Below are 16,909 nucleotides of genomic sequence, written 5' to 3'. Positions count from 1 at the left end.
GGCACCCGCGGGGTGTCCGGGCCTCCTCGCGCTCCGGGCCCTCCCGCTACCCCGCCCCGTCCCGCCCGACCGGGGTGAAGCGGACCGGGAGCCGGACCAGGGCCCGGTGGAAGGGGCCCGGGCGCCAGAGCAGGGTGTCGGCGGGCTCGGCGAGGTCGAGGTCGCCGATCCGGCTGGTCAGCTGCTCGATCGCGGTGATCGCGATCAGCAGGGCCGGGTCACGGGCCGGGCAGGCGTGCGGGCCGGCCGCCCAGGCCAGGTGGGCGGACTCGCCGCTGCGCACCCCGGCGGTGTCCGCCGCGCCGGCGGGCGGGGCGGCCTGGGAGTTGGCGGCCGCGTAGGAGACCAGGACCAGCGAGCCCGCCGGGATCCGGCGGCCGTGGAAGGTCACGTCGAACCGGGGGTAGTGGGCCGACAGGTTGGCCAGCGGCGGCTCGTGCCAGAGCACCTCGTCGATCGCCTGGTGCGCCGTCATCGCGCCGCCGAACAGCGAGCCGGCGTAGCGGGCGTCGGTGAGCAGCCGCAGCAGGGCGTTGCCGATCAGGTTGGTGGTCGGCTCGTTCCCGGCGATCATGGTGAGGGTGATCTGCCGGACCACCTCGTCGTTGTCCAGCCCCGCCGGGTGGGTGAGGAACCACGAGGTCAGGTCGTGCCGGGGGCGCTCGCGGCGCTCGGCGACCATGCCGGTGACCACCGCGACGAGGTCCCCGTAGGCGGCCATCGCCCGCTCGGTGGACTCGATCGAGCCGACGATGCCGGCCACCAGCCGCTCCCGGTGCTCCTCGGGCACGCCGAACCAGGTGGTGAGGACGTGAAGGGGCAGCCGGCGGGCGTAGTCGGCGATGAGGTCGGCGGAGCCGGTCTCGCCGAACGCGCCGATCAGCCGGTGGGCGACCTCGGCGACCCGGCGCTGCAGCAGGTGCGGCTCCATCAGCGCCAGGCCGTCGGTGATCACCTGGCGGTAGCGGGCGTGCGTCGCGCCGTCGCTGAACAGGGCGGTCGGCCGGTAGCCGAGCACCGGCAGCAGCGGCGAGTCCGGCGGGACGGTCCGCTGCCAGTCGCGGGAGTCCTTGGAGAAGGTGTCGGTGTCGCGCAGCAGGTCGAGCGCGACCTGGTAGTCGATGACCAGCAGGGCCCCGACGCCGGGCGCGATCTCCACCCCGGCGATCGGACCCTGCCGGCGCAGCCGCTCGTAGACCGCCTGCGGGTCGGCGGCGAAGGCCGGGCCGTGCAGCGGGACCGGTGTGTCCCGGGTGGTGGTCATGACTGCTCCGGAACGGGGACGGGGACCCGGGCGGGGGCGGGCCCGGAGGCGGGGAGCCCGTGCAGGACGTGCTCGGCGAGCGCGATCAGCGCGTCCAGGCTGGAGCCGCGCTCCCGGGCGTCGCAGAGCACCAGCGGGGTGGAGGCGTGCAGGTCGAGGTGGGCCCGGAGCACCTCGGGCGGATGGGCCGGCGAGTCGGGGAAGCGGTTGACCGCGACCGCGTAGGGCAGCCCCTGCTCCTCGACCATGTCCATGATCTCGAAGGAGTCGGCGAGCCGCCGGGTGTCCGCCAGTACGAGGGCGCCGAGGGCACCGCGCGCGATGTCCTGCCAGAGCGGGAAGAACCGCCGCTGGCCGGGGGTGCCGAACATGTAGAGCACCACCTCGCCGGGCAGGGTGAGCCGGCCGAAGTCGACGGCCACCGTGGTGGTGGTCTTGCCCGGCAGGCCGGCCACGTCGTCGACGGGGGCACCGGTCTCGGTCATCGCCTCCTCGGTGTGCAGGGTCGGGATCTCCGAGAGGGTGCGGATGAAGGTGGTCTTGCCGACGCCGAACGGGCCGGCGACGACCAGCTTCATCAGCGTCTGTTCGGGGTCGGGCAGGTAGCCCACCCGGTCCGGCCGCCCCGGACCGGGCCGGTTACCGGAGAGTGCGGAGTCCAACGAGGAGCCTCTCGACGAGGGAGCGGTCGGTCTGCTGGGCGCGGGGGATCGGCGCGCGGGCGTGCAGGCAGCCCGCCCCGACCAGGTCGGCCGCGAGGAAGACGGTGGCGCTGACCGGCAGCCGCAGGTGTGCGGCGGCCTCCACCACGGTGAGCGCGCCGGGGCGTAAGAGGTCCCAGAGCCGCCGGTGCTCCGCCTCCAGCTCGGCGAGCGCGGACGGCTCCTCGGTGCCGGTGGCGAACAGCACGGTGAGCCGTTCGAAGCCGTCGGTACCCGGGCGGGTCCGGCCGCCGGTGGCCAGGTAGGCGGGCACCATCCGCCTGCGGGGAGTGGCGGTCATGACCGGGCGGGGGCGTCCTGCCGCCTGGCCGGGCTCGCCAGTGCGCGGCCCAGGGCGGCGACCTGGACCTGCATCTGGTAGGCGACGTTGCCGAGCTGGGCGTCGGGCGTGGTGAACACCGCGAGCGAGGTGTTCTCCCCGGCCGGGACGACGACGGCGAAGCCCAGCTCGGACTCGACCACGGTCTGCGCCAGCCGGGGCTGGTCGGCGTCGGTGAAGGCGGTGGTGAACGCGCGGGCGGCGGCGTGCACGGTGGCGGTCATCGCCGCGACCCGCTCGGCGGAGGCACGGGCGAGGCCCGCCGAGGCGGCCTCGACCAGGCCGTCGCCGGTGGCGATCACCGCGTGCACGACGCCCGGCAGTTCCAGGAGCGGGGTCAGCACCCAGGCGATGCCGTCGCTGTCGGACGGGCTGGGCGTGGTGCTGGTGGGGCTGGGCGTGCTGCTCACGGCGCGGCTCCTCAGGGGGTCTGGGTGGTCCGGCGGCCGGACGCGTCCGCGGGGCCGGCGCCGGTGCGGGCGGCGTCGGGGCGGGGCGGGGCCGCCCGGTCGGCGCCGGTGGGGCCGGTCGCCGCGGGGGACGGGGGGTGGGGGCTGTCGGTGCGGTGGGGGTTCGGGGTGTCGCCGGCCGCTCCGGCGGTCCCGGCGGCGGGTTCGGTGACGGGTTCGCCGCTCGCCGGGGCCGTGGTCCGCGCCTCGGCGCCGGCCACCGCGGCGCGGCCGGAGCCGGTGCCCTGCTGGAGCGCCTGCCAGCGGGCGGCGGCCTGCTCGGGCGTCCGCTCCGGCCGGACGGCGGCCGGGGGCCGGGCCTGCGCCCCGCCGCCAGCCGGCGGCTGCGGGCGGGAGGCCAGCGGCTGGCGCCGGCGGCGGCTCGGCAGCCCGGTGCCGTCGTCCGCCGGGGCCGGCCCGTCCGGAACGGCCCGCACCGGCGGAACGGCGTGCACCGGCGGCGGGCCCGGCACCGCGGACCGCTCCGGCGCGTCCGCCACCGGTGGCACCACGTGGATGGCCGGCGCGCTGTCCCGGCCCCGGCCGGCCGCCGGCACCGGCGGGACGGGCGCGGCACCGGCCCGCAGCGGCAGCGGGGTGAGCACGGAGAGCGGCTGCTCCTCGTCCACCACGGTCAGCAGCCCGGCCGGGATCCGCACCAGCGCGCGCATGCCCCCGTACGGGGACGGCTCGATGTGGCAGGAGAAGCCGTACTGCCGGGCCAGCTTGCCGACCACCGCGAAACCGGTCTTCGGCGGGTTGCCCAGTTCGGTGAGCAGCACCTCGGAGGGCCCGGCCAGCAGCCGGCGGGCCCGGCGCAGCTGGTCCTCCTCCATGCCGATGCCGCTGTCGTCGACGATCACCAGCGCGCCCCGGCCGCCCTGCTGGACGGTGACCGGGACATCCGTCTCCGGGTGCGAGTAGGCGGTGGCGTTGGCGAGCAGTTCGGCGACCGCGACGGCCAGTGGCTCGGCGGCCCGGGCCACCACCGCGAGCCGGTCCTCCCGCAGGTGGTTGGCCACCTTGACGCGGGCGTAGCCGGGCACCCGGGAGAGCGCGCCGACCACCACCTCGGCGAGCGGCGAGTCGGTGCGGGCCAGACCGGGCCAGGCCTCGCAGAGCACGGCGACGGTCTGGATCCGGCGCAGCGCGACCTCGTTGCGGAAGTCGACCTCCAGCAGCCGGGGGTCGTCGTTGTCGTGCTGGAGCTGCTGGACCAGGCTCTGGATCTGGTAGAGCAGGGTCTGGATCTTGGACGTGGCACCGCGCATCGTGGCGCGGGCGGCGGCGTCGACGCGCTCCCGCTCGTCGGTGACGACGGCGGCGGCGGCGTCCAGGACGGACTGCAGCGCCTGCACGGCGTCCGGGCCGACGGCCGGGGCGTCCAGCGGTCCGGCGACCGGGGCGTTGGGGTGGCTCAGCCGCAGGGCGGCGGCGGCCACCCGCTCGGTGGCGAGGTGGCCGATCTCGGCCAGCAGGGCGGCGGTGCGGCGTTCGACCGTGCCGGCCAGTTCCTCGGCCGCCGCGGCGCGTTCCTCCGCGGCACCGGTGCGCCGCTCGGCGGCCGTCGCCCGGTCCTCGGCGTCGGCCGACCGCTGCTCGGCCCCGGTGACCGCCCGCTCGGCCTCGGCGGTGCGCTGTTCGGCCCCGGCCGCCCGCTGCTCCGCCTGTCGGGCGCGGTCGTCGGCGGCCAGTTCCCGGTCGGCCGCGCCGCGCGACTCCTCGGCGGCGCGCTGCGCCTCGGCCCGTGCGTCGCGCGCCTGCTGCTCGGCCCGGCCGGCCCGGCCCTCGGCCACCAGGGCGCGCTCCTCGGCCAGGCCGGACGCCGTCCCGGCGGCGGTGGCGCGGGCCAGTGCGTGCGTGCGGGCACGGGCCAGGCAGCCGGCCGCCACGAGCGCGGCGAGCGCGATCAGCGCCAGGGCCGGTACCAGCAGCTGCGTCATCGACGTCCTCGGAGTTTCCTTGTACGGAGAAGCGGACTCGTGCGAAGGCCCCGAAGGGTACGGGGCGGGGCGGTTCGGTTGCGGGGCGGGGTGGCCCGGCCCGCGGGGGCGGGCCCGGTGTCAGCGGCGTCGGGGGACCGGGGCCACGGCGCCGCCGGCACCCGGACGCGGGTGCGGCGCCCGCCGTTCGCCGTCCTCCTCCAGCTCCCTGGCCACCAGGGCGACCTGACTCATCGCCTCCAGGACGTTCGGCACGGCCGAGCCGTCCAGGTGCCGGTACTCGGCGGCGACGGTGAGTACCAGTCGCTCGGGCAGGCCGAGTTCGGGGTAGCGCTGCTCCGCGATGATCCGCCGGGCCGCGTCCAGGGCGGGGAGCCCGGCCCGGTGCAGGGCGTGGGCGCGCTCGCGGACGTGGTCGAGGTAGGCGATGTGCTCCCGGACCCCGGCCCGGTCGAGCACCGGGCCGTGGCCGGGGACGACGATCTCGGCCCCCGTGGCCAGGATCCGTTCGCAGGCGGAGATCAGGTTCCCCAGCGGGCCGGCCCAGTGCGAGGGGTGGTCGCCGGGCTGCGCGGCGCTCGAACCGAAGATCACGTCACCGGCGAACACCGTGCGCTGGTGCGGGAGGTGGACGATGAGGTCGCCGCCGGTGTGCGCCGCGGGCAGGCCGGTGATCTGCACCGGGTACGTCCCGACCCGCAGTTCCAGCTCGCCGTGGAAGACCGTGTCCGGGTGGACGGGGTCGGTCCGCGACCAGTCGAACCGGCCGAAGTGGCGCCGGAGGTAGGCGCCGAGCGGCGAGTCCGGGTCGCTGCCGACGACCAGCGCGTGGGTCTGCTGGGGCGTCGGCTCCCAGTGGATGTGCTCCAGCGCCTCGCGGGTGGCGATCACCTCGGCGTCCGGGAGCACGCCGGCGCCCCAGAGGTGGTCGCCGTTGGCGTGGGTGACGACGATCCGGTCGACGTCGACCCCGTCGGCCAGCCGCTTGCGGCTCTCGGCGAGGAACTCGGCGGCCAGCGAGGGGTCGTAGGGCGTGTCGATCCACAGTGCGGTCCGCGATCCGGCGAGCAGCCCGCAGTTGGCCAGACCCCAGCCGCGCTTCGGCGGGAGCCAGACGTACAGGTCCTCGGCAATCGCGCTCACGTTCGCACGGTTGATCGTCATGGGCGCGATTATGCCGATGATGTACCGGTGGTGGAGCCGAAGCCGGACGATTCCGGCCACTTCCTGCCCGGAAGTCTCCCGCTCCGTCCCGTTCGTCCCCCTCGCCACCGGCCGAAACGGGCCCGGGCGCCCGCGCCGTCCCCGGGCCCCGCACCGACGCGTCCGGGGCGCCGGGGTCGCCGGGGGTGTCAGGGGCTTCAGGGGTGTCAGGGGTACCGGGTGCGTCAGGGGCACCGGGTGCGTCAGGGCGACGGCAGGATCCGGCACACCTCGACGGTCACGTCCACGGTGTCCAGGCCGATCACCCGGCCCTCGACCGCGACGAACCCCTTCCCACCCGAACGGAACAGCGCCGCCAGCGCGGACTGCCGGCCGGCCGCCGCGAGGGCTTCCACCGCCATCGCCGAGCCGAACGCGAAGACCCCGCAGAGCACCACGCAGGGCGCCTGCCGGGAGGTGCGGGTGACGAACACGAAGCCGTGGTCGCGGACGAGTTCGTCGGCCGCGTTGTACTGCGCCTCGAAGGCCATCCCGCCCCAGCGGGCCCGGGCGGCCTGCGGGTGCTCCAGCCGGAAGTCCGGGAAGCTCGTCGCCAGCACACCGGCCGAGTAGGCGTTGGCGCCCGGACCGCCGATCGAGAAGATCGGCATCCGGGGGTCCTGCGCACCGGCGGCGACCAGCTCGATGGTGGCCTTGCGGTTGATCTTCCGCAGCAGGTCGGTGAGCTGGGCGATGGCCCGCGCCTCGGCCATCGGCATGAAGAGCACGTTCCGCGGCCCCCGGCTGGTCAGCTGGCAGCCGTCCTTGGCGTAGGCGAACTCGGCCGCCTCCACGCTCGGGGTGACGATCTGCACCCGGCCGTACGGCCCGAGCAGCGCCCGCAGGAAGCCGTAGCGCAGCAGGAGCCGGGTGCGGGCGAGCGAGCGGGCGGCGAGGAAGCCGATCACTGCGGGGACGAAACCGACCAGGATCTGGAGCAGGATCTCCATGGCATCCCCCCGCCGAGGACTCGGGCACGAACTGTGCGCGCGGATGTGATGCCCCGTGGGGCCCCGGGAACTCCCGCACCCGGGAGCGACACGGCGCCCGGGCCCGCTTCCGCCACGAATTCACCCGTCCGGCGCAGCCGATGTCACGCTCCGTCACCGGATTCGGGTGGTCCGGGGCGTCGCGGCGGCCGCCGACCGGGCCCGACTCAGGCGCCGAGGCGCTTGATGAACTTCCGCTCGCTCGCGCAGCGCTCGTAGCCCAGCCAGGCGTTGATCGCGAGCATCGGCGCGTTGGTGGCGTCGTTCGAGGTGTACGCGAACCGCAGCCCGGCCGCGCGGGCCCGGCGCAGCGACTCCAGCTTGGCGAGCTTGCTCAGCCCCCGTCCGCGGAACTCCCGCCGGCAGGCGGTGAAGGAGGACCAGTAGCGCTCCCCGCCGTCCGTGGAGACGGCGCTGAAGGCGGCCGGCACGCCGTCGACCACGGCCACCACGGTCAGGTCGCGGTCGTGGTCCGGACGGTGCCACTCCCCCGCCAGCCACTCCTCGTAGTCGGCGGCGTCCATCGGTACCTCGCCCGGCTCGTCCTGGCCCGCGTCCGCCTCGACCAGGAACACCGGGTGCGGATCGGCCGCGAAGTCGCTCGCCGGGCGCAGTTCGACACCGGCCGGCAGCGGCGGGGCCACGGGCAGCGGCACGGTGAGGTCCCGGACGGCGAAGTGCGCGACCCGGCCCGCCGTGAAGCCGCGGGCCTCGGCGAAGGTGCGCGAGCCCGGCTCGTCGTCCACCCAGCTGTGCAGCTCGGTCACGCCGTGCGCGGCCAGGTGGCGCTCGGCGGCGGCCAGCAGGCCGGTGAAGGCCCCGCGCCGCCGGTACCCGGGCAGGACGCTGCCGTTGGCGTGGCCGACGCCGACCGTGGTGGTGCCGGTCACCACGCCGCACCGCACCGTGCCGACCACCAGGCCGTCCAGCTCGGCGACGAAGGTGCGGTAGTGCCCGCCCTTCGTCCCACGGGCGTTGAGCCACACGAACATCTCGGGGTTCTGGACCAGGTGCTCGCGCCCGGCGCGGTGGGCGGCCGCCACGGCCCCGGCGTCCTCGGGGCGGAAGTCACGAATCGTCAGAGTTGTCATAGGAGCGTCACAGTAGCTTCCGGGTCTCCGGGCCGCCGCCGGTTTTTTCCGGCCGCCACCCGCCCCACCTGCGGGGATGTCGGGACCCCTCGTCGGAAGCCGCTCATTGACGCATCGCGAAGCTCAAGTAATGCTCTGAGATGACCGGACGGGGCTTGGCAGTCGCACCGACCGGGGACATGCTCAGCACCACCGCCCGGCGGCCCCGGCGACGAGGCCCGCGCCGACCGGCGGCTCTCCCGCCCGGCCCTCCGAAGGGGGCTCACCGATGACCTCTCCCGTCCTGCACGACGCACCGCAGGCGCCCGCGAAGACGACGGGCGTCCAGGGCGGCGCGGACACCGCCGGCGCTCCCGGCACTACCGGCGCTCCCGGCATCAGCGGCACCGAACGGCGGCCCGGCACCGAACGGCGGCTCGGCGTCGGCCTCGGCTGGCGCAGCGAGATCGACACCGTCGTGGAACGGCAGCCCGGCCTGGACTGGGTCGAGGTGGTCGCCGAGAACGTCTGCGCCGGCCACCTCCCGGAGTCCCTGCGGATCCTGCTGGACCGCGGTCTCACGGTGGTCCCGCACGGCGTCGGGCTCGGCCTCGGCGGCGCCGACCGGCCCGACCCGGCCCGGCTGGCCCGGCTCGCCGACACCGTCGGCGCACTGGGCTCCCCGCTGGTCACCGAACACCTCGCCTTCGTCCGGGCGGGCGGCCTGGAGGCCGGTCACCTGCTGCCGGTGCCGCGTTCGCGGGACGCGCTGCGGGTGATCGCCGAGAACGTCCGGATCGCCCAGGACCAGCTGCCGGTGCCGCTGGCCCTGGAGAACGTCGCCGCGCAGCTGGCCTGGCCGGACGACGAGCTGACCGAAGGGCAGTTCCTCGCCGAGCTGGTCGAGCGGACCGGCGTGCGGCTGCTGATCGACGTCGCCAACCTGCACACCAACCGGGTCAACCTCGGCCTCGACCCGGCCGCCGAGCTGGACCGGCTGCCGCTGGAGGCGCTCGCCTACGTGCACGTGGCGGGCGGCACCATGGTCGACGGCGTCTGGCACGACACCCACGCCCACCCGGTCACCGAACCCGTGCTGGAGGTGCTCGCCGAGCTGTGCGCGCGGGTCGCGCCCCCCGGTGTGCTGCTGGAGCGCGACGCCGCGTTCCCGCCGCCCGCCGAACTGGCCGCCGAACTCGACGCCGTCCGGCGGGTGCTGGACGGCGGCCGGGCCCCGGACGGCGGTGGCCCGCGGTGACCGGCGCGACGGCCGGCACCGGTCCGGACGCGGTCACCGGCACAGGCCCGGCGAACGGCGGCGGCAGCGACAGCGACACCGGCACCGGAAGCAGCACCGGCACCGGCCGGGGAACCGATCCGGAGACCGAGGCCGCCCGGGCCCGGCTGGCCGCCCGGCAGACCGCACTGCTCACCGCCCTGACGGCCGGCGGCCCGGTACCGCCCGGCTTCGACCCCGCGCAGGTCCGCGCACAGGCCGCCGGCCTGGCCGCCAAGCGGCGCGACACCGCCGCCAGGGTCGCCCCGGCCCTGCCCCGGCTGCTCGGCCCGCAGTACGGCCCGCTGTTCCTGGCCTACGCCCTCGGCCGCCCGCAGACCGGCGGCTACCGCGCCGACGCCCGGGCCTTCGCGGTCTGGGCGCTCGCCGAGGGCACCGGACTCGACGCCACCGCCCGACGCTCCCTGGAACAGTGGCTCGACCCGGCCCCCGAGCGGCCACCCGGCCCGCTCGCCCGGCTGCGCCGCGCCCTGCGGCCCGGCCGCGACTCCTGAGGAACGACCGCCCCGACATCCCCGACCGACGCGGTGCCCGCACCGCGACGCCTGCCCCGGCGGTGCCCGAACGCGGCACCGCACGCCCCGTGCACCACCCCGCGAACCACCCGAACCACCTCTCACCACCCGGGGGAAACCGCCCATGTGGCACAACGCCTACTTCCTGATCCCCGCCGTCCTGCTCGTCGCCGCCGTGATCCGGGCCTCGACGACCCGGCAGGCGGCGCGGCGCGTCCCGAACCCGATGGGACTGCCCGGCCGCGGCATACCGCTGCTCGACGCCGCCTTCCTCGCCGGCGGCCCCGGCCGGGTCTTCGACACCGCCCTGGTCCGGATGCACCGGGCGGGCCACGTCGTGGTCAGCCGCTCCCGCCTGGTCACCCTGACCGCCGACCGGCCCCGCGACCCGGTCGACCGCGAGATCGCCGACGCGATCGGCCCGACCCGCAGCCGTGACCTCGACTCCCTCCGCGTCGCCGTGATGCGCTCGCCCTCCGTCCAGGCGATCGGCGACGGGCTCGCCGGGCGGGGCCTGCTGCGCAACCCCGTCGCCCTGCGCCGGGCCCGGACGGCGCACCGGCTGCTCTGGCCCACGCTGCTGATCACGGCGGCCTTCACGGCGGCCGCCTACATGATCGACTCCGAGGAGCCGGGCTACGACCGGCCCGCGCTGTGGATCCCGCTGGTGCTGTTCGTCCTCGACCTGGTCTCCCTGATCGCCCTCCGGCCGTCCCGGGGCCGGATCACCCCGGCCGGACGCCGCCAGCTCGCCCTGGTGGACGACGGCCGGCCGTGGTCGCCCCGGCAGGGCGCCCGCAACGCCGACTCGGCCCTGCTCGGCGCCCTCGCGCTCGGCGGCCTGGCCGCCGTGGGTGCCGCCGCGTTCGGCGACGAGGAGCTGCTGGAGGCCCTGCTCGCCGCCGAGACCGCCGAGCAGGTCGCCCGGACGACCGCCGCGAACTCCGGCGCCGGCTCCGGCTCCCCGGGCGGCTCCTCCTGCTCCGGCCCGACGGTCTGGTGCGGCTCCTCCGACTCCTCCGACTCGTCCGGTTCCCCGGGCTCCTCGGGTTCGTCCGACTCGTCCGGCTCCTCGGGTTCGGGCTGCGGCGCGAGCAGCTGCGGCGGCAGCTCCTCGGGCTCCGGCTCCGGCTGCGGCTCCTCCTCGTCCTCCAGCTGCGGTTCCGGCTGCGGGGGCGGCTGCGGCGGTTCCTGAAGCGCGGCCGGGCGGCCGGGCGGAGCCCGCCGGACGTCACAGTTCGGTATCGCGCTCGGGAAGACGTTCCGCGTGCGGCGCGGCCGGGTCTACAACAACCCCATGTGGTTGCTCTTCCTGATCCCGGCCTGCGTCGCCGCGGTGCTCTCCTGCATCCGGCTGGTCCGGACGACCGCCACCGCCGACGCGCTGTCCGGTCAGGAGGGCACCCGGCCGCCCGAGGCGGTCGGCATCGGGCTGTACGAGACGGCCTACCTGGCGGGCGGCCCGGACCGGGTCGTCGAGCTCGCCCTCGTCCTGATGGCGTCCCGGGGCCGGCTGCACCTCGCCCACACCGGCTGGACCACGGTCGTCGACCCGCGCGGCCGCAGCCGGCTGGAGCGCGCGGTGATCGCCACCGTCGGCGCCGAGGGCCAGTGCCGCACCGACGACCTGCGCGCCGCGATGGCCGCCCACCCGACCGTGCTGGAGATCGGCAGCCGGCTCTCGCTCGCCGGGCTGGCCACCCCGGCGGCGGTGCAGCGGCACACCGTGCTGGTGGTCCGGCAGGTCCGCCAGGCGCTGCTGCTCTCGCTGGTCCTGCTCGTCGTCGCCCTGGTCGTCGGCGGCCTGGGCGACGGTGACGCGCTGACGCCGCTGGCCTGGTTCTCGCTGCCGCTGGTGCTGACCGCGGGCACCCTGCTGATGGCCCGGGTCGACGTCTACCCGTACACCCGCTGGGCCTCGCCGATCGGCCAGGAGGTGCTCCGCGAGGTCCGCCCGCCGCGCCAGCACGGGCTCACCGACGACGACGAGCGCGAACTGCTCACCGCCGTCGCGATGAACGGTCCCGCCGTCCTCCCGGACGCCCGGCTCCGCGCGGCCCTGCGCCGGCACTGACCGGTCCCACGCAGGACACCGGCACGCACGACGCCGGCCCCGGGACGGATCCCGGGGCCGGCGTCCGAGGGCCGGGGCGGGCTCAGACCAGACCGTTGACCAGCTCGGCGACCGGCTTGCGGCGGCCGGTGAAGAACGGCACCTCCTCGCGGACGTGCAGCCGGGCCCGGGACGGGCGCAGGTCGCGCATCAGGTCCACGATCCGGTGCAGCTCGTCCGCCTCGAAGGCCAGCAGCCACTCGTAGTCGCCCAGCGCGAACGAGGCGACCGTGTTGGCCCGCACGTCCGGGTAGCCGCGCGCCATCTGGCCGTGCTCGGCGAGCATCGCGCGCCGCTCGGCGTCCGGCAGCAGGTACCACTCGTAGGAGCGGACGAACGGGTAGACGCAGACGTAGTCGCGCGGGTTCTCGTCCGCGAGGAACGCCGGGATGTGCGACTTGTTGAACTCCGCCGGGCGGTGCAGCGCCATGTTCGACCAGACCGGCTCCAGCAGCCGGCCCAGGCCGGTGCGGCGGAAGCGGTTGTACGCCTCCTGGAGGTCGTCGGAGTCGCCGGCGTGCCACCAGACCATGATGTCGGCGTCGGCGCGCAGACCGGAGACGTCGTAGGTGCCGCGCACGGTGACGTCCTTGGCGTCGAGCTGGGCGAACAGCTCGTCGACCTCGGTGGCCAGCCCGGTGCGGTCCTCGGGCAGGGCGTCCTTGAGCCTGAACACCGACCACATGGTGTAGCGGATGACCTGGTTCAGGTCCCGAGCCTTCTTCTTCGCGGGCTGCTCGGCGGCCTGCTGCTCAACGGTCTCAGTCATGCGCCCATTGTCCTCTCCGTGACGTTCGCCCCGGTCGGCGGGGTCAGCACTCTCTCCAGCCCGGCGACGGCCGCCCGGGCACTCGCGACGCAGGCCGGGATGCCCACGCCGTCGTACGCCGCCCCGCACAGGGCCAGCGCGCCGGCCCGGTCCGCGGCCGCCCGGATCCGGGCGACCCGGTCCAGGTGACCCACCGGGTACTGCGGCAGTCCGGCCCGCCAGCGGGTGACGGCGGTGTCGTAGGGGCGGGCGGTCAGTCCGATCGCCTCGCCCAGGTCGGCCAGCGAGCGGGCGACCAGTTCCCCGTCGTCCAGCTCCAGCGGCTCCTCCTCGTGCAGCCGGCCCAGCGAGGTGCGCAGCAGGAAGGAGTCCGGGGCGGACCGCTCCAGCCAGCCCCACTTGTTGGAGGAGAAGGTCGACGCCTTGATCCGGCGGCCGTCCACCGGCGGGACGAGGAAGCCGCTGCCGGCCGGGGGCACGGGCAGGTCGGCGCGGCGGAACGCCAGCGTGACCAGGGCCATCCCGGCGTACTCGACGGCGTCCAGCTCGCCGGCCGCGGCCGGCACGTCGGCGCGCAGCAGCCGGGCGGCCGCCGGTGCGGGCACGGCCAGCACGACGGCGTCGGCCGCCAGCACCCCGCCGTCGGCGGCGGTCACCCGCCAGCCCTCGGGGGTGCGGCGCAGCCCGGTCACCCCGGTGCCGGTCCGCAGCTCGACGCCGGCCCGTTCGCAGGCCGCGGCGACGGCCGCCGGCAGGGTGCCGAGGCCGCCGCGCAGGCCCTGGAAGACGGGGGTGCCGGCGGTCCCCGGCCGGGTGGCGAGCCCGTGCACGCCCGCGAGCAGCGAGCCGCCGCCCCGGGCGACCGGCAGCAGGGCGGGCACCGCGGCCCGCAGCGAGATCTCGTCGGCGTGCCCGGCGTAGACGCCGCCGAGCAGCGGCTCCACCAGCCGGTCGACCACCTCCCGGCCGAGCCGGTCGGCGACGTACCGGCCGATCGCGACGTCGTCGGCGACGGGCTCGCCCGCCGTCTCCTGCCGGGCCCGCGCCAGGCCCTCGGGGCTGAGCACTCCCGAGTCCGCCAGCGCGGCGAGGTCCCCGGGCACGCCCATGACCTGCCCGCCGGGCAGCGGCCGCAGCGCGCCCCGGGTCCAGATCGCGGCCTTCGCGGTGGTCGGCGGCTCCAGCTGCGCGGCGAGTCCGACCGCCCGGGCCAGCTCGACCGCCTCCGGCCGCCGGGCCAGCATCGACTCGGCCCCGAGGTCCACCCGGACCCCGCCGACCTCGCCGCCCCACAGCTTGCCGCCCAGCCGCTCCGACGCCTCCAGCAGCGTCACCCGCGCCCGGGCGCCCTCGCCCGTCGCCCCGCCGAGCAGGGCGGCCGCGGTCAGTCCCGCGATACCGCCGCCGATCACCACGACATGTGCTTGCGCCATGTCCCGCAGTCTCGCAGGTCTTTACACCTTTGCCTCAATCCGCTGCACGCTTCGCCCTGGGGGCGGGGACGAGCGCGTCGAGGTCGATGTCCAGCGGGAACGGCACCGGCCGCTCCAGCCGCTTCCGGAAGATGCCGGCCGGGGCGTAGGCGGACACGTTGGCGTCCAGTTCGTAGGCGTGCACCACCGGCAGGCCGTCCTCCTCCTCGACCACCCAGTAGTGCGGGATGCCGGCCTCGGCGTACTTCCGCAGCTTGACGGTGCGGTCCCGGTCCGCCGACTCGGGGGAGACGACCTCCACGACCAGGGCCACGTCGCCCGCCTCGAAGTACGTGCGGTCCGGGTCGTACTCGGCGGTCGTCACGACCAGGTCCGGCTCGGGACGGTTCCGCTTGTCGAGCCTGATCGTCATCTCCCGTCCGACCCGGATGTCCCCGGGCAGTTGGTCACGCAGCGCGACGACCAGTTCGGTGACGAGCTCGCCGTGCCACCAACGCTGCGGGGACATCATGAAGACCAGTGCTCCGTCGATCAGTTCGGTGTGGCGTGGCGCTTGCGGCAGGTGGTCGAGGTCATCGGCGAACCACCCCTCGATGCGGGGCGGGTACATCCACTCCGGCAGCTCACTCATGGGCTCCACGGTAGCGACTCCGTGGCGGACGCAGGGGCTCGTCAGCACGCCGGCGCCAGGTGGCGGCGCGGCTGACGGACCCCGTCGGGAGAATCGGACACGACCCGACGCTAGCCGCCCCGGCCGGGGCACGGTGAGGAGATGCCCGATGGTGCACCTGATGGGTGAAGTTGTCCGATGTGTTGACGACAGCGGGTGGCCGCACGTCGTGGAGGTGCGGTTCTCCGACGCGGACGGGCGGGAGTGGTCGGTCGAGGACAGGACCGTGGTGTTCGTGGGCGCCGACGGCCTGGACGCGGGGTCGGCGTACCCGGTGGCCGTGCGGATCCCGTGCGGGACGGTGGAGGAGGAGGGGGACGACGGGGAGACGGTCACGGTCGCCGTGCTGCCGGAACGGGGCGGGGAGCCGCGGGTGCGGGTCCGGCGGGAGCGGCTCGTTCCGGCCGACAGGGTGCTGGTGAGCGCCTGCCTGACCGGGGTGCCGTGCCGGTACGACGGGCGGGCGAGGACCGACGCGGCCGTCGCCGGGCTGGTCGCGCAGGGACGGGCGGTCGTGGTCTGCCCGGAGGGGGCGGGCGGGCTGCCGACCCCGCGGGCGGCGGCGGAGATCGTCGGCGGCGACGGCGCGGACGTGCTGGACGGGCGGGCCCGGGTGGTGGACGCGGCCGGGACGGACCGCACCGGGGAGTTCACGGCCGGGGCGCGGGCGGCGCTGGCCGCGGCGGAGGCGGCCGGGGCGCGCCGGGCGCTGCTGACGGCGCGCAGCCCGTCGTGCGGGTGCGGGCAGGTCTACGACGGCACGTTCGGCGGGACGCTGCGGCCGGGCGACGGCGTGACGGCGGCACTGCTGCGGCGGGCGGGGATCGCGGTGGAGGCGGTCTGACGCCTTGTCCGGTCCGCGGCCCGGCCGTGACCGAGCCGGTACCTCCCGGGCGGGTCCGATCGGGGCCGGCGCCCGTCGAATGGACCGGGCGTCCCGGAGGGGGCGCCGGACGGTCGACACGGGGAGGGCCCGAAGGTGGCAAGCGGTAGCAGGGGACGACGGAGAGCGGGCGTGCTGGCGGCGGTGGCCGCGACGGCGGCGCTGGCGGCCGGGTGCGGTGCGGGAGCCGGCGGGACCAAGGACATGTCCGCACCGGCGGCGGCCGCCGCCGGGGAGGCCGCCAAGGGCGACGCCGCGCCCGCGGCGGGACCGGGCGCGGCGGCCTCGGTGGCGCCGAAGGCCGCGCCGGGACAGGCCACCGCGGCACCGGGCGGCGGTCAGCCGGCCGGGGCCCCGGTGGTGGACACCCGGCAGATCGCCCACTCGGCGCAGCTGTCGGTGCGGGTGGAGAAGGTGGACGAGGCGCTGGCGCGGGCCCGCGGCCTGGCGATCGCCGTCGGCGGCTACGTGGCGAACGAGACGGTGAGCGGCGGGACCGGCGGCTCGGGCACCGGCCCGGCCCGTTCGGCCGGCACCCCGCCGAGCGGCCAGGTCACGGTCAAGGTGCCGTCGGCGGCGTACCAGCAGACGCTGGACGCGCTGGCCGGGCTCGGCGAGGTGACCTCCCGGCGCAGCCAGGCGGAGGACCTCACCCAGCTGGTCGCGGACGTCAACAGCCGGCTGCAGAGCCAGCAGGCGAGCGTGGACCGGGTCCGGGCGCTGATGGCGCAGGCGAAGACGCTGGCCGAGATCGTGAGCCTGGAGGGCGAGCTGAGCCGGCGGGAGTCGGACCTGGAGTCGCTGCAGAAGCAGGTGAAGGAGCTGTCGGCGAGGACCTCGCTGTCCACCGTCACGCTGGACGTGCGGGAGCGGCAGGACACCGGCCGGGACGGGCCCGACGTGAAGGAGGAGGACGACGGCTTCTGGGAGTCGGTCGGCTCGGCGCTGGGCGCCGGCTGGCACGTGCTGGCCGTGGCCGTCCGGGGGATCTTCGTGGCGCTGGCCGCCGCGCTGCCGTTCCTGCTCGTGGTGGCGGCGGTGCTGTGGGCGGTCCGGGCGGTGCGACGGCGGCGCGGGGCCCAGGCTCCCGCCGGGCGCTCCGCCGGACCCGCCGTCCCGCCGGTCCCGGCCGGGCGGCCCGCCGTCCCGGCACCCGACGGCGGGCCCGCGGAGGACGACGGACCCGACGGGCACGACGAGCGCGACGGGGAGGACAGGGGCGGGAGGTCGTCCTGACCCCGGAGCGACGGCGGCGGGCCGCCCCGGCTTC

At 76.4% G+C, this 16,909-nt stretch carries 15 protein-coding genes and 1 pseudogene; 5 read left to right on the top strand and 11 right to left on the bottom strand.

The genetic code is table 11. The annotated features are described in order from the left end of the window. Nucleotides 1-46 precede the first annotated feature (46 nt). The 8 genes from ACFCX4_RS23900 to ACFCX4_RS23865 all read right to left on the bottom strand — a co-directional run bounded on the left by ACFCX4_RS23900 (nucleotide 47) and on the right by ACFCX4_RS23865 (nucleotide 7,980). Nucleotides 47-1,264 carry a cytochrome P450 gene (locus tag ACFCX4_RS23900; RefSeq protein WP_376145744.1) on the bottom strand — a complete coding sequence of 406 codons (1,218 nt, stop codon included), beginning with the start codon at nucleotides 1,262-1,264 and terminating at the stop codon, nucleotides 47-49. Beyond that, nucleotides 1,261-1,926 (bottom strand): ATP/GTP-binding protein, encoded by a 666-nt coding sequence (locus tag ACFCX4_RS23895; protein WP_376145741.1) that lies wholly within the window; start codon nucleotides 1,924-1,926, stop codon nucleotides 1,261-1,263. The genes ACFCX4_RS23900 and ACFCX4_RS23895 overlap by 4 nt, the downstream gene beginning before the upstream one ends. After that, nucleotides 1,904-2,266: a DUF742 domain-containing protein gene (locus ACFCX4_RS23890; protein WP_376145737.1), complete on the bottom strand. Its 363-nt coding sequence runs from the start codon at nucleotides 2,264-2,266 to the stop codon at nucleotides 1,904-1,906. The genes ACFCX4_RS23895 and ACFCX4_RS23890 overlap by 23 nt, the downstream gene beginning before the upstream one ends. Then, nucleotides 2,263-2,715: a roadblock/LC7 domain-containing protein gene (locus ACFCX4_RS23885; protein ID WP_376145734.1), complete on the bottom strand. Its 453-nt coding sequence runs from the start codon at nucleotides 2,713-2,715 to the stop codon at nucleotides 2,263-2,265. The genes ACFCX4_RS23890 and ACFCX4_RS23885 overlap by 4 nt, the downstream gene beginning before the upstream one ends. Nucleotides 2,716-2,726: 11 nt before the next feature. Next, nucleotides 2,727-4,697 (bottom strand): ATP-binding protein, encoded by a 1,971-nt coding sequence (locus ACFCX4_RS23880; protein WP_376145731.1) that lies wholly within the window; start codon nucleotides 4,695-4,697, stop codon nucleotides 2,727-2,729. Nucleotides 4,698-4,817: 120 nt separating this feature from the next. Further along, on the bottom strand, nucleotides 4,818-5,861 hold the full coding sequence (locus tag ACFCX4_RS23875; RefSeq protein WP_376145728.1) for an MBL fold metallo-hydrolase: 1,044 nt from the start codon (nucleotides 5,859-5,861) through the stop codon (nucleotides 4,818-4,820). A 242-nt stretch (nucleotides 5,862-6,103) separates the two neighbouring features. Next, entirely contained in the window at nucleotides 6,104-6,850 is a 747-nt protein-coding gene (locus tag ACFCX4_RS23870) for a hypothetical protein (protein WP_376145725.1), read from the bottom strand. Nucleotides 6,851-7,056: 206 nt separating this feature from the next. Then, nucleotides 7,057-7,980: a GNAT family N-acetyltransferase gene (locus tag ACFCX4_RS23865; protein ID WP_376145722.1), complete on the bottom strand. Its 924-nt coding sequence runs from the start codon at nucleotides 7,978-7,980 to the stop codon at nucleotides 7,057-7,059. Nucleotides 7,981-8,356: 376 nt separating this feature from the next. Between ACFCX4_RS23865 and ACFCX4_RS23860 the strand changes: the two are divergent. From ACFCX4_RS23860 to ACFCX4_RS23850, 3 genes and pseudogenes are all read left to right on the top strand, one after another. Further along, nucleotides 8,357-9,750: pseudogene (locus ACFCX4_RS23860) on the top strand (DUF692 family multinuclear iron-containing protein). Nucleotides 9,751-9,895: 145 nt separating this feature from the next. Further along, nucleotides 9,896-10,966, top strand: coding sequence for a TIGR04222 domain-containing membrane protein (locus ACFCX4_RS23855; protein ID WP_376145718.1), 1,071 nt, complete (start codon nucleotides 9,896-9,898; stop codon nucleotides 10,964-10,966). 102 nt (nucleotides 10,967-11,068) lie between these two features. Continuing rightward, nucleotides 11,069-11,845: a TIGR04222 domain-containing membrane protein gene (locus ACFCX4_RS23850; RefSeq protein ID WP_376145715.1), complete on the top strand. Its 777-nt coding sequence runs from the start codon at nucleotides 11,069-11,071 to the stop codon at nucleotides 11,843-11,845. Between the two features lie 82 nt (nucleotides 11,846-11,927). Here ACFCX4_RS23850 and hemQ read toward each other — a convergent pair whose 3' ends face one another. From hemQ to ACFCX4_RS23835, 3 genes are read right to left on the bottom strand one after another with little or no spacing between them, the layout of a single operon-like run. Beyond that, nucleotides 11,928-12,653 carry a hydrogen peroxide-dependent heme synthase gene (hemQ, locus tag ACFCX4_RS23845; RefSeq protein WP_376145713.1) on the bottom strand — a complete coding sequence of 242 codons (726 nt, stop codon included), beginning with the start codon at nucleotides 12,651-12,653 and terminating at the stop codon, nucleotides 11,928-11,930. Further along, entirely contained in the window at nucleotides 12,650-14,086 is a 1,437-nt protein-coding gene (hemG, locus tag ACFCX4_RS23840) for a protoporphyrinogen oxidase (protein ID WP_376145710.1), read from the bottom strand. The genes hemQ and hemG overlap by 4 nt, the downstream gene beginning before the upstream one ends. 34 nt (nucleotides 14,087-14,120) lie before the next feature. Further along, on the bottom strand, nucleotides 14,121-14,717 hold the full coding sequence (locus ACFCX4_RS23835) for a Uma2 family endonuclease (RefSeq protein WP_376145707.1): 597 nt from the start codon (nucleotides 14,715-14,717) through the stop codon (nucleotides 14,121-14,123). Between the two features lie 451 nt (nucleotides 14,718-15,168). On the opposite strand from ACFCX4_RS23835, the gene ACFCX4_RS23830 reads away from it, so the two are divergent. Together ACFCX4_RS23830 and ACFCX4_RS23825 are read left to right on the top strand one after the other, a co-directional pair. Further along, entirely contained in the window at nucleotides 15,169-15,600 is a 432-nt protein-coding gene (locus ACFCX4_RS23830; protein WP_376145746.1) for a DUF523 domain-containing protein, read from the top strand. A 171-nt stretch (nucleotides 15,601-15,771) separates the two neighbouring features. Next, complete coding sequence (locus ACFCX4_RS23825; protein ID WP_376145704.1) at nucleotides 15,772-16,875, top strand: DUF4349 domain-containing protein; 1,104 nt, start codon at nucleotides 15,772-15,774, stop codon at nucleotides 16,873-16,875. Nucleotides 16,876-16,909: the final 34 nt, after the last annotated feature.

The sequence above is a fragment of the Kitasatospora sp. NPDC056327 genome (assembly GCF_042261735.1).
GTDB lineage: Bacteria > Actinomycetota > Actinomycetes > Streptomycetales > Streptomycetaceae > Kitasatospora.
The sequence above is the reverse complement of the archived record's forward strand: the minus strand, read 5'-3'. Positions and strand labels throughout refer to the sequence as shown.